20 protein-coding genes are annotated in these 26,510 nt (G+C 42.6%); 9 read left to right on the plus strand and 11 right to left on the minus strand.

The genetic code is table 11. The features are described from left to right. Positions 1 to 7: 7 nt before the first annotated feature. Positions 8 to 814 (minus strand): caspase family protein, encoded by an 807-nt coding sequence (locus R8P61_00690; protein ID MDW3645561.1) that lies wholly within the window; start codon positions 812 to 814, stop codon positions 8 to 10. Between the two features lie 204 nt (positions 815 to 1,018). Between R8P61_00690 and apaG the strand changes: the two genes are divergently transcribed. Next, entirely contained in the window at positions 1,019 to 1,417 is a 399-nt protein-coding gene (gene apaG, locus R8P61_00695; GenBank protein ID MDW3645562.1) for a Co2+/Mg2+ efflux protein ApaG, read from the plus strand. Between the two features lie 6 nt (positions 1,418 to 1,423). On the opposite strand, the gene ytxJ is transcribed toward apaG, so the two are convergent. Further along, positions 1,424 to 1,759: a bacillithiol system redox-active protein YtxJ gene (gene ytxJ / locus R8P61_00700; GenBank protein MDW3645563.1), complete on the minus strand. Its 336-nt coding sequence runs from the start codon at positions 1,757 to 1,759 to the stop codon at positions 1,424 to 1,426. 209 nt (positions 1,760 to 1,968) lie between these two features. Between ytxJ and R8P61_00705 the strand changes: the two genes are divergently transcribed. Further along, positions 1,969 to 3,168 carry an RsmD family RNA methyltransferase gene (locus R8P61_00705; GenBank protein ID MDW3645564.1) on the plus strand — a complete coding sequence of 400 codons (1,200 nt, stop codon included), beginning with the start codon at positions 1,969 to 1,971 and terminating at the stop codon, positions 3,166 to 3,168. Between the two features lie 205 nt (positions 3,169 to 3,373). Here R8P61_00705 and R8P61_00710 read toward each other — a convergent pair whose 3' ends face one another. From R8P61_00710 to R8P61_00720, 3 genes are all read right to left on the minus strand, one after another. Then, entirely contained in the window at positions 3,374 to 4,096 is a 723-nt protein-coding gene (locus tag R8P61_00710; GenBank protein MDW3645565.1) for a hypothetical protein, read from the minus strand. A gap of 63 nt (positions 4,097 to 4,159) precedes the next feature. Further along, a complete protein-coding gene (locus tag R8P61_00715; GenBank protein MDW3645566.1) occupies positions 4,160 to 4,885 on the minus strand; it encodes a hypothetical protein in 726 nt (241 codons plus the stop codon). A 55-nt stretch (positions 4,886 to 4,940) separates the two neighbouring features. Then, complete coding sequence (locus R8P61_00720; GenBank protein ID MDW3645567.1) at positions 4,941 to 6,041, minus strand: mechanosensitive ion channel; 1,101 nt, start codon at positions 6,039 to 6,041, stop codon at positions 4,941 to 4,943. A 113-nt stretch (positions 6,042 to 6,154) separates the two neighbouring features. Here R8P61_00720 and R8P61_00725 point away from each other — a divergent pair, with 113 nt between their 5' ends. Beyond that, a complete protein-coding gene (locus R8P61_00725; protein ID MDW3645568.1) occupies positions 6,155 to 6,907 on the plus strand; it encodes a lysophospholipid acyltransferase family protein in 753 nt (250 codons plus the stop codon). A 32-nt stretch (positions 6,908 to 6,939) separates the two neighbouring features. Then, on the plus strand, positions 6,940 to 7,917 hold the full coding sequence (locus tag R8P61_00730; protein MDW3645569.1) for an acyl-ACP desaturase: 978 nt from the start codon (positions 6,940 to 6,942) through the stop codon (positions 7,915 to 7,917). Between the two features lie 205 nt (positions 7,918 to 8,122). On the opposite strand, the gene R8P61_00735 is transcribed toward R8P61_00730, so the two are convergent. Continuing rightward, entirely contained in the window at positions 8,123 to 10,516 is a 2,394-nt protein-coding gene (locus tag R8P61_00735; protein MDW3645570.1) for a penicillin acylase family protein, read from the minus strand. A gap of 142 nt (positions 10,517 to 10,658) precedes the next feature. Between R8P61_00735 and R8P61_00740 the strand changes: the two genes are divergently transcribed. Further along, on the plus strand, positions 10,659 to 11,690 hold the full coding sequence (locus tag R8P61_00740; protein ID MDW3645571.1) for an AI-2E family transporter: 1,032 nt from the start codon (positions 10,659 to 10,661) through the stop codon (positions 11,688 to 11,690). 60 nt (positions 11,691 to 11,750) lie between these two features. Here R8P61_00740 and R8P61_00745 read toward each other — a convergent pair whose 3' ends face one another. Beyond that, positions 11,751 to 15,395: a M1 family aminopeptidase gene (locus R8P61_00745; protein ID MDW3645572.1), complete on the minus strand. Its 3,645-nt coding sequence runs from the start codon at positions 15,393 to 15,395 to the stop codon at positions 11,751 to 11,753. Positions 15,396 to 15,418: 23 nt separating this feature from the next. Further along, positions 15,419 to 16,315: an ABC transporter ATP-binding protein gene (locus R8P61_00750; protein MDW3645573.1), complete on the minus strand. Its 897-nt coding sequence runs from the start codon at positions 16,313 to 16,315 to the stop codon at positions 15,419 to 15,421. 156 nt (positions 16,316 to 16,471) lie between these two features. Here R8P61_00750 and R8P61_00755 point away from each other — a divergent pair, with 156 nt between their 5' ends. Then, on the plus strand, positions 16,472 to 17,575 hold the full coding sequence (locus R8P61_00755) for a GDSL-type esterase/lipase family protein (protein MDW3645574.1): 1,104 nt from the start codon (positions 16,472 to 16,474) through the stop codon (positions 17,573 to 17,575). A 273-nt stretch (positions 17,576 to 17,848) separates the two neighbouring features. Here the strand turns inward: R8P61_00755 and R8P61_00760 are convergent, their stop codons facing one another. Next, entirely contained in the window at positions 17,849 to 19,642 is a 1,794-nt protein-coding gene (locus R8P61_00760; GenBank protein ID MDW3645575.1) for an acyl-CoA dehydrogenase family protein, read from the minus strand. 157 nt (positions 19,643 to 19,799) lie between these two features. Here R8P61_00760 and R8P61_00765 point away from each other — a divergent pair, with 157 nt between their 5' ends. From R8P61_00765 to R8P61_00775, 3 genes are all read left to right on the plus strand, one after another. Then, positions 19,800 to 20,906, plus strand: a complete 1,107-nt coding sequence (locus R8P61_00765; protein ID MDW3645576.1) for a DUF3524 domain-containing protein — start codon at positions 19,800 to 19,802, stop codon at positions 20,904 to 20,906. Between the two features lie 72 nt (positions 20,907 to 20,978). Further along, positions 20,979 to 22,682, plus strand: a complete 1,704-nt coding sequence (locus tag R8P61_00770) for a 1-acyl-sn-glycerol-3-phosphate acyltransferase (protein MDW3645577.1) — start codon at positions 20,979 to 20,981, stop codon at positions 22,680 to 22,682. Then, positions 22,660 to 23,715 (plus strand): NAD(P)H-dependent glycerol-3-phosphate dehydrogenase, encoded by a 1,056-nt coding sequence (locus R8P61_00775; GenBank protein MDW3645578.1) that lies wholly within the window; start codon positions 22,660 to 22,662, stop codon positions 23,713 to 23,715. Before R8P61_00770 ends, R8P61_00775 begins: the two co-directional genes overlap by 23 nt. 115 nt (positions 23,716 to 23,830) lie before the next feature. Here R8P61_00775 and R8P61_00780 read toward each other — a convergent pair whose 3' ends face one another. Next, positions 23,831 to 25,810: a caspase family protein gene (locus R8P61_00780; GenBank protein ID MDW3645579.1), complete on the minus strand. Its 1,980-nt coding sequence runs from the start codon at positions 25,808 to 25,810 to the stop codon at positions 23,831 to 23,833. A 120-nt stretch (positions 25,811 to 25,930) separates the two neighbouring features. Beyond that, positions 25,931 to 26,458, minus strand: coding sequence for a hypothetical protein (locus R8P61_00785; protein MDW3645580.1), 528 nt, complete (start codon positions 26,456 to 26,458; stop codon positions 25,931 to 25,933). Positions 26,459 to 26,510 lie beyond the last annotated feature (52 nt).

Here is a 26,510-nt window from a genome sequence, read left to right on the forward strand (position 1 = left end):
CAGGAAATTATTTTATTAATCTCATGACAATACTTCGATCAAAATCTCCTGCTTTTTGTGGGGTTTGGGTCCCTTCTGTAAGTACATCAACATTGAGTTTTACATAATCAAAAGCTTCCTGAATAGTGATCATATTATCTCCATTTTTATTGGCAAAACCCTGATTGATCCCTTCCAGCAAATAATGAGTGAAATAACTCAGGCCAACCGTCCCGTATTCAAGTGAACTTTGACTGGCACTACTGGATAAAAGCATTGTGATTCCAGAGTTTCGATAGTCTTTTAGCATGTCCGACACAGCTCCCATGTAAAAAGCCGATTCGCTGGCTCCGGAGTGGCAGGCGTCAACGATCATCAACATTTGACTGGATTTGCTTCTTTTGAGCAAAGTCTTGATGGAAGAGTGATAAACCAGGTTTTCGCCTGTAAGGGTATTGAAATCCGAGGCCGCAAGACCTTCAGGAGCTCCATGTCCTGAAAAGAAAAATACAATGCGGTCATCTTTGCCTGCCATACGTGCTGCCCAGGTAACTGCTGCCAGAATATTGTTTTTAGTAGCCCGATGATCAGTTAAGATTTGCATATGATCATTGTCCAGGGCGGGAAATCCATGTTTTGCCAGGTAGTCAGCCATTTGGATGGCGTCATTGCTTGCTACCGATAAGTCTAGTTGATCTTCCTGATAATCAGTGATTCCGACGACTACGGCATAGGTTTCCCCCTTTAAATATTTAGGATGGACTAATTGACATTTAAGAAACAGGCTGGGAAAAGAAATAAGTAGGAAGGAAAAGATAAATCTCTTTAAGCTCATATAAGCGAGAAAGTGTTTGTTTTATTTCCTGCAATATACAAAAAACAAATTATCCATTAAATACATTCGTATCTCTTAATTCACATCTGTAGTTTATCTGATTACATGTCCTCAAATAGCCTCTTTTTGATTGGGCCAAATGGCCTAAGGGATTAGGTTTTATGAAGAGGATTTCCTAGCTTATATTCTGTAAATCTAGCATGTATGTCGACCCAACCGAGCTCTCAAACTACTAATGGTATAAGAGTAAGCGTCAGAACCGCTTACATCAAGGATGAATCTTCTCCTGCCCGCAATGAATATGTTTTTGCATATCAAATAGAGATCCACAATGAGTCCCCTCATGTGGTTCAATTGCTTAGCAGAGAGTGGAATATTATTGATGCTTTTGGGAGTAAGCGGAAGGTCAAAGGCCCAGGTGTAGTAGGGAAACAGCCGGTTATTCATCCGGGTAAATCCCATAGCTACGTAAGTGGGGTCAATTTCAATAGTCCTGCGGGTAAGATGTTCGGATATTATACCATGCGGAGACAGATCGATGGATCAACTTTTCTGGTAAGCATCCCCGATTTCACCATGCTGGCACCCGTAATTATGAATTAGCCGTAACTAAACGGCTCCCAATATCTTTTCAGGTCTGATAGAAAAATGGCTGGTGTGATAAACAACCTTGGCATCCTTGATCAATAAGACCTGGGGAGATTGATGAACTATGCCGAATTCTGCAGCAACTTCATTAGAGACTGATCGATAATTGATCAGATCGAGATAATGAAGATCGGTTTCCTCAGCGAGGCTTTCACTGGAGGATTGGAGCAAATGATTGACTTGTGCTGAAATCCCACAACTGATGCTGTGTTTAAAAATAAGTTGAGGCCTCTCAAAAGAAGCCTCTTTAATTTCTTTCAGCTGAGCTACCCCAGTTAGAGGCTGCCACTTGTTCATATAATCAGAATTATCTGTGATTTCCTACCTTGGTAGCCTGGCAAACATGCTGGTTACAGGCACTGCTAAGAGTAGCTACTGCGAATAAAAGGAGAAATGCTATGGCTATTTGCTTTGCACGTTTCATAAAGAAAAATCTTTTTAAAATAGTGATCGAATCGTTTAAATTAGCGTTTGCTTACGTAAAAGTAAAATATTCGTGCATGTAAATGACTATTGAAGAATTTGAAATTCTAACGCATGATAAGATTCAAGACCTTATCGAAGCAAATTTGTACGAGAATCCGTCAAATTTGGCCTTGAGTCAAAAGTACAACGACTTTCCTATCTATATAGTTTCCCAACAACTGAAATACCTCCAAAAAAGTCGAAAAAAAATTCCTTCTTTTTATGAAAGCTGTTGTATCATACCCGGAATAGCCTTTGAGCAGGCAAGTAGTGAGCAAAGTGCTGGCATGAAATCCTTTAGTGGTGAAAGTTGTTTGGATTTAAGTACAGGGCTAGGCGTGGATGTTGCTCATTTCTCTCGGTATTTTCAGCAGGTCGATACAGTAGAAATTGATGGGTTAAAGGTTGAAGTGGCCAAACACAATTTTCGGAAACTTGGAATAAAGAATGTAAACTTTCATCACGATTCTTCCGAAAACTACCTGAAAAATTATACAGGTGAAGCTTATGATCTGATTTACCTCGATCCTGCCAGAAGGGATAAAAGGGGCAGAAGGACCTTTGCGCCTGAAGATTGTCAGCCCAATGTCTTCGAATTGCTTCCCCTTCTTTTGCAGAAAGGCCAAAAAATTCTGGTCAAACTTAGTCCGCTTTATGATCATGTTGAGGCCTTTCGAAAGTTCCCTCAGATGAGTCGCTTTCATATTTATTCAATTGATCATGAAGTCAAAGAAGTCTTGTTGGAATTGGATAGAGAGCCAGTGGGGGAAAAGGAAATTCTGCTTAAAATCCACCGAAATGGAATTACGCAAAGTTTTCATTTCCTTTTAGAAGAAGAAGGTTCCCTTGATTTTGAAGAACGCGAAATCTCTTATGTCTGGGATGCTGATCCTGCTTTTTACAAAGCAAGATTGACTGAGCAGTTATTAGCTAAATACTTTCCAGATAGCGCAGGCTTTATTGAAACCAGCAAAGGATTCTTTTTTAGTTCGGAAGCTGCGGCTTCTGATTTTCCGGGAAGAATTTTTAAGGTGAAAGCTTCTTTACCCTACAAACCCAAAGTTCTGAAAAAACATTTCAAATCTGCTGGCATAAAACGTGCAGAAATAATACGACGAGATTTTCCATTTTCTACTAAAGATATCCGTAAGCAATTGGGATTGGATGCCGGAGGTGAGACCTATCTTTTAGCTTGTATGATTAAAGGGGAAAGAAAAATCCTGATTTGTAATCGGGCTTGACTCTTCTGCTGCATTCCCATTTCTCTTAAAAGAGAAACAATGCGCTTTCCAGACCATAGGTCATCTCGAAGCTTGGAAAAGCGAAGGGAGTTGGGCAGAGAGAGCATGTCTTATTGGTGATATTTTGTATTGGCTCTGCGCGCACTCCATTATTTCAAGCGAATTAGGGAGTGTGGGCTTGAGGCGCTGGGTTCCGGTAGGACCATCAGTACTTCGATAACCAGGGAATATAGGCATGTATTTTTCCATAGCTTTCGATCTTTCTGCCTGCCCATCTCACAGCAAAGGTGAATAGGAGCAATACGGAAATGTACACAAACATCATGGTATTATGAGAAAGAAGCTTCGATAAGAGTTGGTCAGCTAGATAAAGGCCTGCCAAATTACTGACCCAGAAGAAAAAGAGATAGACAGGGGATTGGAGGTAAACCAGAAGATCGAGCATTTTTGGGCTGAACTGCAAAGGATAAGATTCTTCTTCCGCTAAATCCCGGTATTTCTCTAGTAAATGAGAACGCTCGGTAATTTTAAATCCTTCTCCTACAAATAATAGAAAGGCAAATAGATAAATAAATTCCATCGGAGGGCTAATCGTAAAGAGCTTGAGAGGGATGCTCAGTGCCCAAAAGTAAATACAAAGCAAAAAGGCCACCGTCAGCATAATGGGATAAAATTGCACCAAGGGGGCTTTTACATGCTGCTCCCAGGCTTTTTTTGGCCCTTCTTTTCTCATTTTGAAAAAGCATACAAAGGGACATAAGATTGTATAGGCCCCTGAAATGAACAAAAGAAGATTAATGGATAATCTCACTCCGATTTCACGGTAAAATTCTGGAGCAAAATGTATGGGCAAATACAAAAGCCCATTAATAATCAGAAAGGGAAGTGTAAAGAGGATTGAGAGAAAGATGTATTTCAGGACTTTCATTAATGGCGGCTTTCTTCTTTGTAACAAATTAGGAGGAAAACTAACCCCCTTGACAATTTTACCTTAGAAATTTGAATCCCAGGGAATAAATGCATGCATGCGGGCATGTGCCTCTATTTTTCTTGCAAATTTTTGGATATATATCATACAAAATATTAGATGAAAAAGGTATAAAAGCTGTAATAGATCACGAGACAGAAAAGGATTGAGCAAGGAATCTATCAGGTAAATTCCCCCAAACAAACTCCCCCAGAATAAAAACAGGAAACCCAGACTTTGGGCATATAAGAGCACTTTTAAACCAGTAATAGGTAATCGAATATAGGAAGCCTTTTGATCAGCTTGCTGAAGGTAGGCTTTGAAATCACTTTTCCGGTGGTCTGTTTTTACGATTTCTGCAGCAAAACCCAGGCAGGAAATGATGAAAAGGAGAAAAGGGGGGGGACTATTGTCCAGGAAATGTAGAAATGGCAAGTGAGTAAGCAACAGCCATATATAAAACATAAAGGCATAGGCAAGACTGGGCAGATAGAATTTTTTTATAGGCATCCCTATATGCTGCTTCCAGGCTGTTTTAGGATCCTCTTTTTGCATTTTGAAGAAGAGGATAAAAGGAATTGCACAGGCATAAGCTCCCCATAAAAGACTGAGGATTGTCAGGACGGGTCTTAGTAGGTAGGCTCCCAGAAGATCATAAGCCATGACCTGAGGCAGGATCACCAAAATGGCAAAACCATAGATGGGAATAGAAAATAGGAGCGAAAGAAAAATATTTTTAAGTAGCCTCATATAGAATATGATCTACTGTTAGTTGCTTGATAGTAGAAGAATGTAACCGGAATGCTTATTCTTTCTTTTTGAGTTCCTCCATGCCTTTGTCCAGGCGTTCCTGAGTGGTTTTTTTTAGCTCTTCCACTAGATTGATCTGCTCGGTATAGGCCTTTTTGCTCTGCTGATCAGAGGCATCTTTGAGTTTTTGAGTAAGCTCAGTCAGCTTACTGTCGAGCACACTCATTCGTTGCTTTTGAAGTTCAACCGAACTAGCCTGCTCTGCCTTGTCAAACATAATTTCCTCCGGAGTCTCAACCTCAATTTCCGGTTCCAGATGTTTCTGTTGTTCAGGTATGAAGATCGTTTTGTTTACCTGTCGCTGGTTCATAAAACTGGGAGAAACGATCTCAATATCAGCTTCATGCAGTTTGTCGAGCATCATGGCATGAAGGCGGGATTTGGCTGTCAGGATGCGCTTGGTATCTGTGAGCATGCCATGAATCTTATAGACGATGGAAAAATCTCCCAATTCGGTGATATAAACAAAAGGCTCAGACAAGTCTGCCTCTTTTGCTGCTTCGATTAAAGCAGCTTCTATTTTTTTACGAGGGACGTCATAGCCCAAAGATGCAACCGCAGAAATGATGGTACCCGAATTCCGAATTACCTTAACGGGATTATTAGCAAGAAATAGATTTGGGAGTGTTGTGAGGTCACGATCCTCCGTTTGCAACTCTATATGAAACAAGCCTCTATCCGATATTCTTCCTGAATAATCTCCTATCCGTATAAAATCACCCGGTTCGCAACTATTGGTGATGCGATTCATGATCCCTGCCAAAGCATTTCCTAAAAAGGTAGTTGAAGCCAGAGCAAAAGTTGCCGAGAGTACAATGCCTAATAATTGTAAAACTTCCTTCTGTAACTCAGAGTCTAAAGGGGCAATAACGATGGAAATAAATCCAAATAAGCCTAGTAAAAAAAGGATGATCTGCTTGATCAAAAGGCCATCTGAATGCCCTTTCATCTGCCTTCTAAGGATAAAATTGGCAATCGTATATATAATGAGTACTCCAATAATGGTAAGAACAGTATCCTGAACCGGAGGCCAAAAATCTCTGAAAAATCTTACCAGAAATTCAGGAAAGACACTTTGGAGGATGAAATGCGGCATAAATAGAAGTATATCTGTGTTTTCTATTCTTATTGGCAAATAAGTTCCTATAATCCATAAAAAATGGCAAATAAAAATATTTTCCTTTTCTTTGGGGGCTAGTTAACAGAGAAATGAGGAAGATACTAGGTTATATTCTCACACCCATTCATATTTCGGCTTTTGCACTGGTTCTTTTTATTTTTCATCCATTGCAATGGTTAGCCTTTAATCTCGGCGGCTATAAAGCCCATAAAATTGTAGTGGATTTTATGAACTTTTTTCTCATAAAATCCCTCTTGTTTTTAGGCATTAATCCCAAATTTGAGCTAAACCAGGAACTACCAGAAGGAAGACCGCTGATTGTTGTTGCCAACCATCAAAGCTTGTACGATATTCCTCCTTTCTTCTGGTATTTGAGAAAGCATCATATCAAGTTTATCTCCAAGATAGAGTTGGGCAAAGGCATCCCGAGTATTTCCTATAATCTTCGCCATGGAGGCAATGTCTTGATTGACAGAAAAGATCCCAAACAATCTCTGGCAGCTATTAGGGACTTTGCCAAATACATAGAAAAGAACAATTATGCTGCCGTCATATTTCCCGAGGGCACAAGAAGTAAAACAGGCCTGCCCAAGCGGTTTTCTCCTAATGGCCTCAAAATGTTGCTGAAATATGCTCCTTCAGCCATTATCCTACCTGTTACCGTCAATAACACCTACAAACTCACCGGCAAAGGCTACTATCCCATGCCTGCCTTTATAAAGCCGAGTTGGAAAGCGCACCCATACCTTGAGCCAAATGGCCGAAACGCAGATGATTTGATCCTGGAGATCGAAAGCTTAATTACAAAAGAGGTCGAGACCGATAAAATTGTGGTATCTTGACCGGCTATTTGACTATATAATCCTTTTCCTCAATGATTTTAAAAAATATACGACTAGAAGTTATGGAGGCCATAGAGCCTTTTCTTGAGGGCTTCATGAAAAAATACCTGATTCCGATTGAGGAAAACTGGCAACCTTCAGATTTGTTGCCTGATTCTCGTAAAGAGAATTTCTTTTATAAACTCGAAGAACTTCGCGAACTGGCTCAGGAGCTGGATTCTGATTTCTGGGTGGTGCTTGTCGGAGATACGATTACCGAAGAAGCCTTACCGACCTACGAATCCTGGTTGATGGATGTGGAGGGGATTAGTCAACAAAATGGAGGGACTGCCTGGTCCAAATGGGTAAGAGCCTGGACTGCGGAAGAAAATCGTCATGGAGATCTTCTCAACAAATATCTCTATTTGTCGGGGAAGGTGAATATGCGAGAAATGGAAACCTCTACTCAACATCTCATTGCGGATGGATTTGATATAGGTACAGATCAGGATCCATACAAGAATTTTATATATACCAGTTTTCAGGAATTGGCGACCAATATCTCCCACAGAAGAGTAGGGGCATTGGCTCATAAAAAGGGGAATGAACAATTGGCAAAAATGTGTGGAGTGATCGCAGCTGATGAGCTGAGACATGCACGTGCCTACAAGCATTTTGTACAGAAAATTCTCGAATTTGATCCCAGCAATCTTATGCTGGCTTTCGAAGAAATGATGCGTCATAAGATCGTTATGCCTGCTCACTTCCTTCGTGCTTCAGGAGATGCCATTGGGGGATTGTTTGAGCATTTCTCTCATGCAGCAGAGCGATTAGGGGTTTATACTGCACAGGATTATGTATTTATTCTCCGTAATCTCCTGAAAGAGTGGGAAATTGATTCTGTTACGGATTTGAATGATCAGGCAGAAAGAGCGAGAGATTATCTGATGAAATTGCCGGATCGTCTGGCAAGAGTAGCAGAGAGAATGAAAACCCCTGTAAAAGAATATGAATTCAGCTGGATAAGCTGATCAAGATATGAACTGCTATGAACGTGCAGAAGGCGACGAGTATTCTCGTCGCCTTCGCAATTTTTAGGGGGAGCGTTTAAGGTTTAAAACGAATGTCATTGCGAGCCTGTATTACAGGCGAAGCAATCCCCTTAACTATAAATGGTAATTTGATTGAAGGAGATTGCTTCACTTCGTTCGCAATGACAAGCGTGTTGGAGCTCTCCTAGGGTTTCAACACCAGTTTCTTCCCAATCTTTTTAATCTCATCTTTATTGGTCATCTGAAGTCGGAACTCACCTTTGGCAAACATCTCTGCCTGATCTCCATAGTGAGGACTCATGAAGTTTCCGGATTGTCCACTGGGTAGCACGCTTACCGAATGCTCCATATCTCCAAAATCGATGATCCTTCTTAAAGCTGGTCCTGCCTTTACCTCATAGATTCCTTCGGCATTAGGAATAGACATCTGATTATTGATTACCTCAGTTGCTCCTTTGATTGGCATTGGGCCTACATTAAAGGTCCCTCTCAAAGCCTCTACCTGTGCCAGTGGATGTGGATGTTCTATGCTATTTACCTTGCCCCATTTCCACTCATTGATATCTCCTCCTAATTGAGTTTCCAATTCCTGGATCGTCTGGCTAAAGGCTTCTTGAAAAATATCTTGTCTACTTTCAACCGCTTCTGTATCCTTTTTATCCCACCAGACACTTGTTTCATTCTGAACCAGGAAGGGAAGTGTACGTTTTATCATATGGGTCAGCAAAAAGGTATTGAAATCCTCTTCCCCCAATTCGTCTGCAAAGGTTTTCTCTGCGATGTGGAAGAGTAATTTTGTATAAATGGTGGGAGCAATATCATCGAGTTGATTATCGCCATCCCATTCCCCTAAAACAGTAACAGCCTGAGCTTCAAGATCAGTTTTGTCTTCTGAAAGTTGAGCAAGAACCGCTTGAGCCACCTTGGGCATAATGGGAGATTTTACATCTGTAATCATCTCCTGGGCTGCCTCCATATCCCATTTTTTATCGGTGGAAAGGATATCCACGATACGTTTTGCTCTGGCTTGAGGGATATAATAACCCGGATGCATGACGCCATTGTGGGTAGTGGGTTGATTATTGGCAGAGTAAACAAAGCCTGATGGCGGATTTTCGGATTGAGGATTGTCTTCAAATTCATAGTAGCCGTCAATTTCATCTTCTCCACTGGCTCCATCGAGGAAGAATTTTGAATTGGTATGCTCGGGTCTTTTGGGAAGTTTCGCCATTGCCCACCAGGCAATGTTACCATCTACATCTCCGTACATAACATTGAGTCCGGGAGCCGCGCCTGTTGCGATGCATGCCCTTACTTCCTCTAAGGTCTTTTTATGACTCATTCCATAGGCCAGTTCAAGATTGTTGGGAATAAATTCATTATACACCCACCAGAAAGAAACCGGGTCTTCTGTCGTTTTGGAAATATCTTCGATTGCATCGTTTACCAGGGGACCATGGCGGGTGGTCTGAACGGTAAAAACGAGATCTTCTTCATCCAGAACTTTCACCCTTTCCTCCCGACTTTCCATTTCCTCCCAATGGTCATTTACATAGACCTGATTAGCGTTTTCTGGATTTATTTTCTCAACATAAAAATCGATATCATCATTTTCGAACATGGTCAATCCAATGGCATGATGTTCATTATGACCAATCACAGGAAAAGGAACACCTGCCAAATAGGAACCATAGGATTTGAGTCCGGGAAACTCAATATGCGCCTCATACCAAACGGAAGGTTGTGCATAAGCGATATGGGTATCATTGGAAAACAGGACCTTGCCGTTTTTCGTTTTTGAAGGGCCAATCACCCAGCTATTACTTCCGATCCAGGGAGCGACAGGCATACTTTCAAATAATTCCTTTATTCCAAAAGCCTCTGCCATTTCCTCCTCCATTTCGGCTGCTTTATAATGAGGAATAACCTGAGCTGCGGGATTCCAGTGAACATCCAGGTCTGCGAGGTAAGCATCTCCGTATTTTTCCTTGATCCGCATGACCAGAGGGTCTGTTCGAAATGCCTGAGCGAAACTAAAGGCCATATAGGCAAAAGTCGCATAGGTATCTTCAATGGTGAAATGGCGTACAGGTATACCCATGAGTTGGTACTCTACGGGAAGATTATCCTGATCTATGAAGGCATTGATTCCATCCAGATAGGCTTGAGCCGCAATCTTCATGGGATCGTCATCTGCTTTTGCATGGAAAACCTTTGCGGCTCGCCTGGCACTTTCAAGCGTACCGATGGTCCGAAAGAAGCGATCCGTCTTGGCCATATCAGGCCCTAGTATTTCTGCTAAATCCCCTCTGCCCACTCTGCGAATCATTTCCATCTGAAAAAGGCGGTCCTGTGCATGCACAAATCCCAGGGCAAATTGCGCATCCTTTTCCGTATCAGCATAAATGTGAGGAATTCCATAATCGTCGTAAAAAACTTCTACTTTCTTATCCAGTCCTTCAAGTTGAAGGCTCCCTTCATAATTGGGAGAAGTAGAACGCAATAAGAAATATCCACCTAATAAGAGTAGACCGACGACGAGTAAAAAAATAAGTAGTATAGTCCTAAGAGCTTTCATAGTCTGCAAGTTATGAATTTAAAACTGGGTCTGCGAGGGCCGTTCATTTAATTGGGATAAGAAATTAGAAATATCAAGGAATCCTTATATTCGCTTTGAAATGAATGAAAAGGGGGGAGGCTAATCTTTAAATTTCGAATCCTTGCAAAAGACTGCATATTTTCTCATCAGCGCTATCGGGATTGTTCTCATCCTGATTTATGGGCAAAGCCTCCTGGTTCCCTTTGTCATGGGTTTGCTTTTTTGGTATATGATGCGGGGAATCAAGAAGTATTTGCATAAGATTCCTTTTGTGAAAAAGTACTTTCCCTCCTGGCTGGAAACTAGCCTGGCAACCCTGACAGTAGTGGTGGTGATCATGGTGATGTTTAACATCATTTCCGTTAATATCAAGACCCTTTCACAATCCTATGCTGACTATGAAGCCAATGTGGAGTCTGTATTGGACTTGCTAAATGAAAAATACGGCCTGGATATTTTAGAAAGTCTTAAGGGACAAACGCAGAACATCGATTTTGGAGAAATCCTGGGTTCGATCCTGAGCTCGCTTTCAGATTTGATTGGCAATACTTTCATGATCCTGCTCTATGCGATCTTTATCTTACTGGAAGAAGCCCAGTTTGGAAAGAAAATCCGAGCAATCTTTACAGAAGAGGATCAGTACGATCGTTTCAATGAGGTTTTGGGGGAAATTGAGTCCTCGATTTCCCAATATTTTCGCCTGAAGACCATGGTTAGTCTGCTGACGGGAGTTTTATCCTATATAGCCTTAATGCTTATAGGTATTGATTCTCCGGCATTCTGGGCCTTTCTGATCTTCCTCCTAAATTATATTCCAACTATAGGTTCGCTAGTCGCCACGGGTTTCCCGGCCATATTTGCCCTTTTGCAATTTGGAGAGGCCTTGCCGGCGATTTTGGTTTTGGGAATTGTAGGTACGATCCAGATTTTGGTAGGAAATTATATAGAACCTCGACTGATGGGGAGCTCGATGAATATCAGTCCTCTGGTTACGATACTGGGACTGACGCTATGGGGAATGATTTGGGGAGTGATCGGGATGATTCTGAGTGTACCTATCACAGTTGTAATGATCCTTGTTTTCTCTCAATTTGAAAGTACTCGGCCTGTAGCGATTTTGCTCTCCGAAAATGGGAAGATCGGCAAGAAATAGAAAGGCCGGTAGCAAAGCTACCAGCCTCATAACAAACGTCATTATGTTAGGAACTCGTTGCTAGTTCATGGCGACTGTACTTTCTGCTTCTCCTTTGGTAGCAGTAGTAGTATTGTCGCTGGGGTTCCGATCGATCAATTTGTTGATGGGGTCGATACCAGCTTTGGTCGGCTCCACATCAACTTCCACTTCCAGCACTACATCTCCTTTGATCGGATGTTTTTGTAAATAGATCAGGCTATCCTTTCCAGATTCTCCTTCGGTATAGACGCCGATATCAATCCAGTCTTCGAAATCAATAGCTGTTTCATTTCCGAGACTATCTGCGCGGTATTTGACCGCGCTGAGATCCAGGCTCACCTGGTACTTGCCATTGTCAAGTTCTGTATAGTTGACAGTCTTGGCTCTGTTCTCATACAAAGTGATGGTCTCAAAGAAGTCGGTAATCATGTATTGAAGGCTATCCGGAGTTACATCTCTCAGGTATTGAACCAGGGTGTCTGTAGTTGCATAGCGATCTTCTCTCCATGCCCAGGTATCTACCATGCGCTTGAGGGCTTCATTTACCTTGTCCTCGCCGATATAGTCCTGGAGGGCATACATAATCAGCGAACCTTTGCGATAGTGGATATACCCTTGTGATTCGACCAGGTCAAGCGGACGCTCTTTTTTCTGTTCAAATCTTCTTCCGGAGAGGTAGCGATCCAGTTCATGTTTGAGAAATTTCTGCATCATCTCTTCCGGATACTTTTCCTTCATCACCATCAAGGCAGAATATTGAGACATGGTTTCAGAAACCATAGCTGCTCCCTGCACATTGGCCGGGATAACCTGATGGCCCCACCACTGATGTGCCATCTCATGAGCTGTGACATAATAGTTCATGTCCACATCATCCTCATCAGGCTTTAGGATAAATCCTATGCCTTCTGAATACGGTACTGTATTGGCAAAGGATTGAGCGAAGGTCGAATAGCGTGGGAATTCCATGATGCGCATTTGACGGAACTGGTAAGGGCTGAAATGCTCCTCATAGTAGCTGATCGAATGCTTCATAGATCCCATCATGCGATCCAGGTTGTATTCATGTCCTTTGTGGTAGTAAACCTCAAGATTGACAGGCCTTCCCTGAGGCGTTTCCCAGGCTTCTCTCACTACCTCATAACGAGCAGAGATCATGGAGTAGAAGTTGAACATCGGAACATCCATTTTATAATGGAAATATCGTCTGCCCTCTTCTTCCCATTCCTTTTGCAGATAACCCGGGGCTATTGCAATTTGGTCAGGGGAAGTACTCATCTTAATCTCAAATTTGATGTGGTCGGCATCATCTCCGAGGAAGTTGGTGATCTGACCCAAAGAATCTGTTCTGGGCAGGGCTCTTTCGCGCTCTTCCGGTAAGTCGTATTCTTTCCGGTCATCTTTGTCTGTCAATTCCCCACTAGCATTGTAGCCGATGGATGGGAAATAGGTATTGTTAAAGAAAGTTCCATTGAAAACGACCTGGGTATTGGACCCACTTTCTACAAATCCATTGGTACGGAATTCATTTTTGAAGTACATGACCACGCTGTCTCCACTATCCAGAGGGGTAGTCAGTTCATAGATGTAGTAACCGAAGTCAGGGAATTCTTCTTTTATACTGGCCTGTCCATGTCCTTCTTCCGCTTTCTCTCCAAAACTCAGATATGCCAGACTCAATTCATCAACATTTATATTGTGTTGGATGTGGATTTCGGATATGGCATGTGCATGCTTGTTTTTCAGGACGAAATAACCTTCCGCATCAAAATCTCTTCTTTCCGGGTAAATATCTACTTCCATATAGGTTTCGACATTTTTGGGCTGAGCGAGATTCTGGTATTGTTTTAATTCTTTCTCATAATTGGCCTGCCTTTCTTCGCCTATATCCGAGTTTTCATATTTATTGACCACATTGGTATTGTAGAAAATATAGCAGCCAGAAAGCCCAAACATCATCAGGGCTGCCAGGCCAAAGCTCAAAATAGGTCGAGAGAACCTAAAACCTGCAAGTTGAAAGCGGGTTTTCATAAGGGTATCAGTTCCTCGCACTGCCAGAACAACCGACAAGGCTGCCAGGACAAATACAAAGCCCAACCAATACAAGCTGTACCAGGAGAAGGGGGTTACGTAATGGCCATAATCATTCATGTCAGAGTAAGTACCCAGTCCAAAGTTTCCAAAGAGGAAGAGGTTATGTTCAATCCCCATTTCGGGTAAGATGAAACTAGTCATCAGGAATACCAGGACTACAATCGCATGCCCGAGGAATTTCTGATTGACAATGACATGTATGAAAAAGGTCAGTAGGGTAAAGAGTGTCAGGAATATCAGGGTATCAGAGAAAAGGGTTTTTAAATAAACACCAATCTCGAAGTTGAAATAGCCTTTCGTGGCTTGAATGATAATCCCGGCAATCATAAGTATCATCAACATCACTACATGCAGGGCCATGAAACCGAGAAACTTGCTCACCATCCCTACAAAATCCGGCATCGGCAAGGCATCATGAATCTGATTGATCTTTACATCTCGTTCTCGCCAAATCAACTCACCGGTATAGAAGACGATAAGGATGATGAAAAAGAGGTTGAAGTTGCCAATGATACCTAGTACCTGATAAGTTGTAGGATAAGAGTTGGTCCCGTACATGGTTCCCATATCGGTGGAGTCCATGATGAGAGAGAATAATCCCAGTCCTACGATTACCTGGAAAGGAATGGACTTGATCACCTCCAGGAAGTAAAACTTACTGAGGGAAAGAACCCTTTGAAGGTTGGTCTGCCATCCACTTGAAACAGCTACTTTAGGAATAGCCGTAGGTACATGTGTGGTAGATAAAGGCGATTTGCTGACTTCTTTTCCTTTTTTGACTTTCTTTTGTCGGGCGTGAAAATTGAACCTGAAATAGGTGATTGCCAATGCTGCGATTCCGATCAGGGTCCAGAGTACCCTGTTTTGAAGGATAAGTCCTGCCAATTCGTAGGTTTGAGAATTTTGCTCCGTTACGGTCCAATATCTTGAAACCAGGTTCAATAAGTTCAAACCGATTGGATCGGACCAGGCAACGAATTGATGCCTTTCCAATTCCGATAGGAATTGACCACTCACCATATATAAGACAAAAAGGGCAATCCCTTGTACGTAAACAAACAATAGCTTTTTGGACAGGGCTCCTCCCATGAAAAAGAGAGAGCCTGCGATAAAGGCATTGGGTATCACGAACAATAAGAAGGGTTGGATGAAATGCCATACATTGTAGGGCAGGTATTTATCTGCATCCACCCAGGGCATTACGGGACCCAACATGAATCCGACCAACATACCGGAAAATATAAGCAGAAGGATGAGGTAGGAACCTGCAAACCTTCCAAACAAATATGCGCCTTTGCTGATTGGAGTGGTAAATATGAGGGCACTGGTTTTATGTTGAAAATCCCTCAAAATGGGATTTCCCATCACAGCCGAGGCAAAGAAAAAGCCAGGTAAAGCTGTCAATACAGCCATCATTAAGGCGATCTTTGTCGGTGCATTTAGTTTTATCAATCCAGACGAACTACCAATGGTAACATAATCTGTACTGGCTGCTCCAAAAGCCAGCAAAAACATGATGCCAAAATAGATCCAGGTAGCTGGTCGGGTAATTCGGTATCTTAATTCAAATCCGAGTACTTTTAATAACATCTTGATCTGTGTTTAAGGGTAAATTATCCTGCTACAGCTACTTTTTCTTTGATTCCTCCGAATATGTAGGAGAAATACACATCTTCCAGACCGGGTTCAACAGCACTAAAGCCTTGTTCGGGATCACTGTCAGCGAAAATATTGATAATGGTTTCCCCTGTTTCCAGGCGATCAGATATTACATTGAAAGCATCTTTGTATTTGGGTAATTCCGCTTTCGCAATCTTTTTCTGCCAAATCTTTCCTTCTACCTCAGAGATCGCTTCTCTCGGATTTCCCGTCATAAGAATTTGCCCCTGGTTGATGATGGCCATGTCAGTACAGAGTTTTTTGACATCATCTACAATGTGGGTAGAAAGGATTACAACGGCTTCTTCTCCTAACTCACTTAAGAGATTGTGAAAGCGATTTCTTTCTGCCGGGTCCAGTCCAGCTGTCGGTTCATCCACAATGATGAGCCTGGGACTAGCCAACAAAGCCTGAGCAATCCCAAATCTTTGCTTCATACCTCCTGAATATCCTCCAAGATTCTTTTTGCGGGCTTCATAGAGATTTGTTTTGTGAAGCAGGGCTTCTACCAGTTCTTTTCTTTCAGAGGTGTTGCTAATGCCTTTAAGGACTGCGAGGTGGTCCAGCAATTTTTCAGCGGACACTTTAGGATATACTCCAAATTCCTGGGGTAAATAACCGAGTACTTTGCGTAATTCTTCTTTTTGTGTTCGGACATCTATTCCGTCAAATACAATTTTTCCTCCATCAGGTTCCTGGAGAGTTGCAATGCTGCGCATGAGGGTTGACTTTCCGGCTCCATTAGGGCCTAGCAAACCAAACATGCCTTGTTGGATAGTAAGAGATACATTCTGCAAGGCCCTGACTCCATTAGGATAGGTCTTGCTCAAGTTTTGGATAACGAGTTCCATATATGAGTATTGTGTGAAAGATATATCTAGGGTTTTATTGTTAGTAGTAGATGAAATTGATGCCTGAGAGGTTGGCAACGGGAAGCTTGAATTCTGCGAATCAGGAGATTTGGTCTACGAATTGGATTATTGAGCAGAATTCATGAAAATAGTCGCATGAAACGGCATTTTGTTACACTAATAAGCATATTCTTTCTCATTTCCATCGGATGTAAAGAGGTTCCGACAGGGGAGGGAACAGATTTTTTCGTCCATCCAGCTGCTGATTTTATTCAGTATCAGGGAAGAATTGGGGAAGAAGATGGAGCCAAAGTCCTCTACTGGTCAGGTTCGTCTATCAAGATTCAATTTAAAGGAGAAAAGATGTCTGTGGTCCTTAGAGATGAGAAATACGATAATTATTTCAATGTTTTACTCGATGGGGAGCTGATAAATATCTTACGGCCGGATACCCTCAAGAAGTCTTATGTGCTGGTTGAAGATTTGAAAGATGAAACCCACGTACTCGAAATCTTTAAGCGGACTGAATGGGAGCACGGCAAAACCTGGTTTTATGGATTTGAGCCGGAAACCGATACGGAATTCGAAATGCCTTTTCAAAAAAAGCGGAGGATGGAGTTTTATGGAAATTCGATAACAGCGGCCTATGCGGTAGAAGATACTTCCGGAAAGGACTCTCCAGACAGTACCTATACCAATTTCTACCAGAGTTATGCGGCCATTACTGCTCGCCATTTTCAGGCTAACTATAATGCCATTGTGAGAAGTGGAATCGGGATAACTGTAAGCTGGATGCCTATAATTATGCCAGAGATATGGGATCGGCTCGACCCTACTGATCCTGGTAGTAGATGGGATTTCAGGAGCATCCCTAATCCGGATGTAGTTGTTGTCAATCTTTTACAAAATGATTCCTGGTTGATTCTTCTGGAAGATTTTGAGCAATACAAAATTCGCTTTGGAGATAAAAAACCCAGTATTGAATTTGTAACTGCGCGTTATCAGGATTTTATCAGAAATATCAGAGGCAAATACCCCGCTGCACATATTATTTGCATGCTGGGCAATATGGATATTACTAAAGAAGGTTCTCCCTGGCCCAAATATGTACAATCAGTGGTAGATGCCCTGGAAGATCCAAAGATTCATACCCTATTTGTTCCCCATCAGGCGATTTCTTCTCATCCTCAAATAAAGGAGCAAGAAGCCATGGCGGACTCATTAATTAATAAGATTACTGATAAAGTTGGGTGGAAGTAGTAGAAACACAATTCCCTGTCTGCTTTCGTTAGCATTTGTAAGTACATCTACATTATGAACAGGGAATGAGGAAAGCTTGGTGGCCAAGTTTTCAAGGTTGTGTTGTGGGTAAATATGTGTATCCCTATATCTCTTATAGGGTTACATACCCTAAAAAATTTCCGCAAAATTTTTTGTGTCAAAAGATTTCCCTCAATAGTAAAAAGAAAACCCCTCCTTTTCAGGAGAGGTTCATTACAGAGAAATTCAATATTATAGATAGTTGCTTATGCCTTAGAATGGATAATCATGAGACTGCGTCATGATATCCGCTATTTCGCTTCTCAACTTAGCGGTATTGACTAAAGGTGCTTTCGTGAGATATCTAAGGCCTTTTATTAACATTGGCTGCTCGGCTTCTTTCGCAAAACAAGCCAATGCTTCTTTACCTGCAGTAAAGAGTTTGTCTGCAGTTTTATACAAGTACAATTTTGTCATATTGATCTGAGCCTGGCAAGCTTCTTCTCCTTTTTGAGAAATGAGTTTTTCTGTTCTCAATAGGGTAGATTCTACAGCATAAAGCTCAATGATCATATCGGCTAGATTTAGCAGGATTTCCTGCTCATCATTGAGTTTGGGACCTAAATCCTGAGCGGCTTTCCCCAATACCATCAAAATAGACTTCTTGAGCTGATCAATAGTATATCTTTCTTTCGCCAATACTCCCTCTCCCAATTCAGGTGCTGCCTGAGGACTCGCCAACTCCTGAGCAACTGCCATAGCAGGCTTCATCAGGTCAAGCTCTCCTTTCAGGGCACGTTTGAAGATCATACCGACTGTCAACATACGATTGATCTCATTGGTCCCTTCGTAGATCCTCACGATACGGGCGTCGCGATAGGCTCTTTCCATAGGTGCATCGGCAGAGAATCCCATTCCTCCATACACCTGAATTCCTTCGTCCACGATATATGCGAGGTGCTCAGAGCCGAGTACTTTGAGGATGGCACATTCGATGGCAAATTGCTCAAGTCCTTTTAAACTGGCGTTCTCTTTATCCATCCCGCCTGCAACTAATTCATCGATCTTGTCTTCGATATTTTGCCCAGCTCTGTAAGAAGCAGCCTCTGTTGCATAAATACGGGTTGCCATTTCCGCCAATTTGTGTTTGATAGCCCCAAAGGTGGCGATGGGCTTACCAAACTGCTTGCGCTCAGCTGCATAAGAAGCAGCCTGCATAGCTGTCAATTTTCCTCCCCCAACAATTCCTACTCCTAATTTGATTCTTCCAATATTGAGGATATTTACAGCGATTTTAAATCCGTTTTGACGATCGGATAACATGTTAGCAACCGGAACCGGTGTATTGTCAAAGAATACCTGGCGAGTAGAAGAACCTTTGATTCCCAGTTTCTTCTCCTCATCTCCCATGGTAATTCCTCCAAAATCTTTTTCTACAATGAATGCAGTCAGGTTAGGATCATCCTCGATTTTTGCAAATACAATAAATACGTCTGCAAAACCGGCATTGGAGATCCACATCTTTTGTCCACTGATCAGGTAGTGGGTACCTTCTTCATTTAATACAGCTTTGGTTTTTCCTGAATTCGCATCAGAACCAGAATCAGGCTCCGTCAAGCAATAACAGGCTTTCCATTCTCCAGAACCCAACTTAGGCAGGTATTTGGCTTTTTGCTCTTCATTGCCATAGTACTGAATCGGTAGAGTACCGATACCGGTATGAGCACCAAAAGCCGTCGAGAAAGAACCGCTCATCCCCACGATATCTGCCATAAGCATGGAGGTATTGAAACTCATACCCAGACCTCCATACTCTTCTGGAATCGTTACTGCCAATAAACCCAATTCTCCAGCCTTCGTGAGCAGACTAGCCATGAAGCCTTCCTCCATGCTATCCATACGCTCTACGTGCGGATCAATTTCCGTTTTGATGAAATCGGCACATGCTTCAGCCATCATTTTTTGTTCTTCTGAAAATTCTTCCGGGATGAAAACATCTTGTGCCTGGGTGGAGCGGATGAGGAATTCACCTCCTTTAAGGGCGGACTTATTGGCAACTGTATCCATTCGTTTTATTTATTGCTGTGATTTGGACTAAAAAAGGTATGCATGCATACTATTATACGGTAAAAATACCAAAAAGTGGTATGCATGCATAACATTTTTTTGATTTTTTTTAACAAGGCTGAATGATACCTTTATCCGAATCATAAATCTCTCTGAAATGAAAATACTGCTCCTCGAACCCTTTTTTACCGGCTCACATGCGAATTGGGCCAGGGGAGTTGCCAAACATAGTGGACATGAGGTGAAGATTCTTTCTTTGAGTGGGAAATACTGGAAGTGGCGAATGCATGGAGGCGCTCATAGTCTGGCTGTCCAATACCTGGAAAGCGATTTCAAAGCGGATTTGATCCTTGCGACTGATATGCTGGATGTAGGGCTGTTTGTGGCTTTGGCGAGAAAGAAAGTAAAAGATACGCCTGTTGCCCTTTATTTTCATGAAAATCAATTGGTGTATCCCTGGTCGCCGGATGATGCGGATGTTTCACTCAAACGGGATCGGCACTATGCCTTCATCAATTTTAGCAGTGCTCGGGTAGCTGATCGGGTGTTTTTCAATTCTCGCTACCATTTGGAGGCCTTTTTCGAAGCACTGCCTTCTTTTTTAAAAGCTTTTCCGGATCAGCGGCAATTGGAAGCTATAGAGGAAATTCGTCGTAAGAGTGAGGTCCTGGAGCTCGGTTTGAATCTTGGTTTTTTTGATTCCTTTCGTCCAGGAAAAAAAGTGAAAAATAAAGTGCCGGTCATTTTATGGAACCACCGTTGGGAATATGACAAGGATCCAGATAGCTTTTTTGAAACGCTTTTTCACCTGAAAAAAGAAGGCCAGGAATTTAAACTCATTGTTGCGGGGGAAGCTTATAAGCGGCAATTGCCCATATTTGATAGAGCCAGAAAGGAATTGAAAGAAGAGATTGTGCACTGGGGATTTGTTGAGAACCGAGAAGCCTACGCAAAACTCCTTTTTCAATCAGATATTATAGCTGTGACTTCCTTACATGATTTTTTTGGGGTTTCAGTCGTCGAAGCCATTTATTGCGGACTTTATCCTATCCTTCCTCAAAGATTAGCCTACCCAGAGCATATACCAGCGGAATTTCATCCCACCTATTTGTACCAGTCTAAAGAAGACTTATTCCAGAAACTCTCAACTCTCCTGGAAAATCCTGCTCAAATCGAAGTTGAAGTTTTTCTCCAAAGGGTAGTTGGACGCTATGATTGGAGTCAGATTTCTTCTATCTATTTTAGGGTCTTAGCGGGGATTTAAGTACGAAAAGCCGTTAAAATTGCGCTGAGTTCTTATATTGCATGGAAATATTTTTATACCTAACACTACAGCTTGGAATCAGTCCAGCACTACATACAGGAAGGGATTCTATATGAACCCGTCGTTCCAGATATTCATGATTGGCCCATTGCCCGCCTTTTTCAGGAGCGGGGCAAATTCGTAAATCAGGTTATACAGGACGCAAGTACTCGTTTGCAATTGGATGCCTCGGGAGAGCCTGCAAATATTCAGGAATTGGTCGAAAGAACCATGTTTCTGGAGAGAATCCGAATGGTCGAAGATCCCTGGCGGGTAGATCCCAAGAGTGAAAAGAAATTTTGGGGAGACATCAAAAAAGGACTGGTAAGTAGCGAACAAAGCTTGGCGGATGCTGCCAGCCTTTCCAAAAATCAGGAGATGCTGGAAAAGATCGTTGACCGCTATGCCAATGAAATCGCCAGTACCTTCAAACCGCAGAGCTATCATTTTGCCAAACGTTTTCTTCCTTTCTTTTTCTCAACCCTCCTAAATGCAGGAGCTGGAAAAACCTTGCGCTCGACCATCAACCATAGCGTAGGCTTGCAGGAGAAAGTTCACTTTCTTGGTCAGACGGAAGCCATCCGTAACCTGGCGACTAAGGGAACGGTAATTCTGGTTCCCACCCACATCAGCAATGTGGATTCGATATTGGTGGGTTGGGCATTGCATGCACTGGGCTTGCCGGCTTTTATTTATGGAGCAGGTTTGAACCTTTTTAACAGTAAAGTCCTTGCCTACTTCATGAATCGTTTGGGTGCTTACAAGGTGGACAGACGAAAGAAGAATCCCATTTACCGACAAACCCTGAATTCCTACTCAACAGTTGCGATACATGAAGGGGTACATAGTTTATTCTTTCCCGGGGGGACACGTTCTCGTTCGGGCATGATAGAGAAGAAGCTCAAGCTGGGCTTGTTGGGAACGGCAATGGAGGCACAAAGAAGAAACTTTACAACAGGTGTACAGGCACAGTCTGAAAAAATATTTGTGGTGCCCATGGTGATGAGTTATCACTTTGTTTTGGAGGCAAAATCTCTCATCAATCAGCATCTCAAGCGTACGGGACAAGAGCAATATTATATCCTTAATGACGAATTTGCTTCTTACCGCAAATTCATCAAATTTCTTTGGAACATTTCAAGTACCAAATCAGATATCGCACTGGCTTTTGGTGAGCCGATGGATCTTTTTGGCAATCGCGTAGATGAAAACGGAGTAAGCTATGACCAACACGGAAGACCGGTTGATTTGAAGAGCTATTTCATGAGTAAGGGAGAGGTTACGACCGATTTACAAAGGGATGCGGAATATACGCGTATGCTGGGAGAGAAAATTGTAGATCGCTACCACATTGAAAATCGTGTATTTAGTAGTCATTTGGTGGCTTATGTGGCTTTTCAGATGCTGAAGAAACGAAATCAGGCCTATGATTTGTACTCTTTATTAAGGATTTCTGAAGAAGACCGAAGTATTTCTTTGGAAGAGTTTCACGCAACTTTTGATCGAGTCTTGCAGCACCTCAGGCATATGGCTGATCAGGGCAAAGTGCATCTTGCAGATCACATGGTCAATGATACCAAGACCATCATTGAGCATGGGGTGAAAAATCTGGGGGTATATCACAGCAAGAGGCCCCTGACTTATCAAAACGAAAAGAGCTTGATGGCTGAAAATATGAGCCTCTTGTTTTACTATCATAATAGAATGGAAGGTTATGGGCTCGCAAGTCTCATCTAAAGATACCGTAGGCGTAATTGGAGCGGGAAGCTTCGGTACAGCTGTTGCCAATCTGCTTGCAGAAAACAGGGAGGTATTGCTGTATGCCCGAAGACCAGAAGTGGCCAAAGACCTTAGCGAATCCCGTTCGTATAAAGGACGGAAACTCAATGAGGCTGTCAAACTCACCAATGATCTGGAGGAAGTTGCCCAAAAGTGTGAACTGATCTTTCCCATAGTTCCTTCTGAGAACTTTCGGGAAATGCTGTTAAAATTGGCTCCTTTCCTTTATCCCTATCATATACTCATTCACGGGACCAAAGGCTTTTCTGTAAATCTTGCAGAGGGTGAAAGTCTGGCTGATCTGGAAATTCTGGATAAATCACAGGTAAAGACCATGAGTGAGTTGATCCGTGAGGAGACCGTAGTGAGGAGGATTGGTTGTATGGCAGGGCCTAATATTGCCTACGAAATAGACGCAAAAGAACCAGCTGCTACTGTGATTGCGAGTCATTTTGATGAGGTCATTCGGGAAGGGCAAGCAGCCTTGCGAAGTCCCATGTTTCGCGTCCATGGCAATCATGATATTGTGGGGATTGAATTAGCAGGTGTATTAAAGAATATTATGGCAATTGTGGCCGGAATTATAGATGGTTTGGGCTTTGGTGCAAATACCCGCGGTTTGTTTGTGACACGTGGGCTGGCCGAGATCGTCCATATAGGTACAGGCCTGGGAGCCAATCCCAGGGCTTTCCTGGGGCTTGCTGGTATTGGAGACCTGGTAACAACATCCACCAGTAGCCGCAGCCGTAACTTCATCGTCGGGCAACGTTTGGCGAAGGGCGAAAGCCTGGCTGAAATCCTGGATAGCATGGATGAAGTAGCAGAAGGAATAAAAACGGTCCGTATCATACGGGCATTGGCCAACAAACATAAATTTGCTGCACCTATCACCCATGCCCTTCATCGGACGCTTTTTGAAGGTATGGATATCGCCAAAGGGGTAAGGCTCCTCATGGAGTTTCCCTTTACGGAGGATGTAGAGTTTATATAAGCCACTCTTGACCTGCGGAACAATGGAGGGCAGGCAGAGCAGGACAGTATTGGAAGTGTGGAGCTCCCACCTCTTACTAAGAAAAGGGAGGTTTGGCTTGCATGGAGAGGTTCTCCTAGTCCAATCGCTGTATGATCACTCCATATTCATCTGTGATCCAGTCATCTCCACTACTCGTATTATCGTCATCTTCAAACATGAGGGAGCGCGTATTGGTTTTGGGTTTTCCTATATTTCTAGTTGTAACCGGTTCTCCTAATTCTGGCATGCGGAGAAGTTTGGCATTTATCTCGGTAGTACTTGCAATCAATTTGAAGGTTTCCTGCACTTCAGTCCTCCCGAGGGAATAATGTGCATCACTTACACTTCCTTCAATCGCTTTTCCATTGATGATCCATGTTTCCTGACCGCTATCCAACCATATTCCACCTCTGGGGATGGTGCCTTCGTTTATGCCGTATGAAGAAGACATATAAAGGAAAACAACGTAAAGCCTTTGAGAACTGGTATTCTGAAGTTTTACCCTGAATTTGGGTTTTTCTCCTCCTGAATTTTTATAAGTAAGCCGATATCCTGCAGATCCTGGCTGAATAATTTCATCAGAATCCTCTTTGTGTAATGTAACTTTTATCGCAGTACTTGAAAGACCGGTTCCGGGATTCTTGAGCTCGAGCATGCGCTCCCATTTAGCGATGTGGACAAGGTTATCTATAGCAGTTTTAGCATTGGCTGCTGTATATCCATTAAGCTGAGCGATCAAAGCTTGGTCTGGCCCATCTGTACCCCGTGTAACGATGTATTGGCTATTATGGATATGAAGCAAATAATCAGCCTCTTTGGGATTATCTGTGACATCAAGATAGAGATCATCCTCTCTTTCATCTTCTAGTGCCTTTATCAATAAGGGCAATCCATCTCCTTCATCTCCCACAAGTGCTACTTTCAGAGGAGTGATAGGCATAGAGAAAACAACTGCCCGATACTGGGTGTTTTTATCCAACCAAAGATCTCCTTCTAAACGGACGGTACTATTCGCAACATCTATTTTCTTTACCGAAACTTTTCCCAGCGCTCTGCTGTCGTCTGTCAATTCGCTTTCATTGGCATCTTCTGCATAGACCGAAAGTATGGTGTCTTCTCCATTATGTGATGCCAGGATTCCATGGGCTGAGCCAGCGTCTATAGACCACTCATTGGATTCACGGTCATAACTCAATCCATAATAATTTGCCTTACGAGCGGTTTCTCCTCCTAAAAAAATGAGGTCGGAATCATCTGAAACAAAACTATATAGCTGTGGTGTTTGGTCGTAGGTTCTCTGGGTAACGAGCCTGCGCACTCTCCGCATAAGATCACTATAGGATACGGGTCCCACGGAGGCTTCCAATACCTCAATCAGGGAATAGGTAAATACCCCTCTTGGCGATCCTCCCAGGTAAGTCTCTTTCGCTAACTCAAAAGAATGGGCAGCTGACATATGAACATGGCGCGGAGTTGGAATCTCTAATTTTTCTACACCTGAAGTAGATAAGACACTTCTGTCAGAACTCATGTTGCGGGGGAGAATATAAGAATCCAGCGATCGTACATTATCCGTTGAGGGCGACTGCCTAACTTTGGAAGTTGAATTCAAATTTCGGGTACCATCACCGGAATTGCAGCAATCCATGATCACGAGTACATGTGGATTTTTTTGTGAAACCTGATCTATCAGGGTTGCCAGTTCTTTGTCGGCAAGGTCAGACCCATCAGAACTACGACTGTCATAACAAACAAGGGTCTCATTCTTTTTATCAGGTTCAAGGTACCAGAAAGCTTCATGAGCAGGCTCCTGAGAACCATGGCCGCTAAAGTAAAAAAACACTACATCATTTTCGTTTGCCTGACTGAGATGCTCTTCAAACTTCTGTACTACATTCATGCGGGTAGCCTGATCGTTTTCCAGAACTTCCATGTGGAGATTTTCCGGAGCAACACTACGCTTGATATAATCACGCATGGCTCGCATATCATTGACGCAGCCATCAAGGGGTGGTACCGGTGGCAGATAGGTGTCAATACCGACGAACAAGGCATAGAATTGAGGGGCGCTCATGTTTGTGTAGTTTATGGAATGAAACAATTATTTGTACTTTCCAAATACGCAAAATGAATGCAGGATTACAAGTCCCGAAAAGGGGGACCCATAAGGATCGGAAAACCCTTGAAAATGAGCTTAATTGATCAGATATCGGATGCTAAAGGCTGCCTGATTTCCCGATAAACGTTTTTCCTGAATCAATTCGTAAGCGGGATTGATGTCAAAGGAAAAAGAGACATTGGATCGGGGATGCACATACTCAAAGCCAACCAAAGCGCTGACACCTGCAACATTATTTTGACCGGGAAATTCGTCAAGCAGAGCCGTAACTCCTGCATAGCCTCCAATACCGATATAGAGGTAAGAGCTGGACCTTCTTCCTAAGGCCAAATGTTGTTGGATATAGCCGATTCCTCTAAATCCTTCTTTATGGTAAACGACCATACCTTCAAAGGCTGTGTATTCAGCCATAAAGGCCTTATAGGTAATTCCTTTGGTAGAGCCATATCGTAGACCGATTGACTGTTGGTATTCCTGGGCTGAAATATTTCCTGAAAGGAGGAAAAGGATTAGACCGGATAAAAGGATGGATCTGGAAAATTGTCTGTTGATTGTGTGTAGGACCAATTTCTGAAAGTTGTTTCCTGGAGAATAAGAATTCATCAATGATTTGGGTAATGTGAGCAAGTAAAGGATCGTTTTCAGGCTTAAAACC

Source organism: Bacteroidia bacterium, from assembly GCA_033391075.1.
GTDB lineage: Bacteria > Bacteroidota > Bacteroidia > J057 > J057 > JAWPMV01.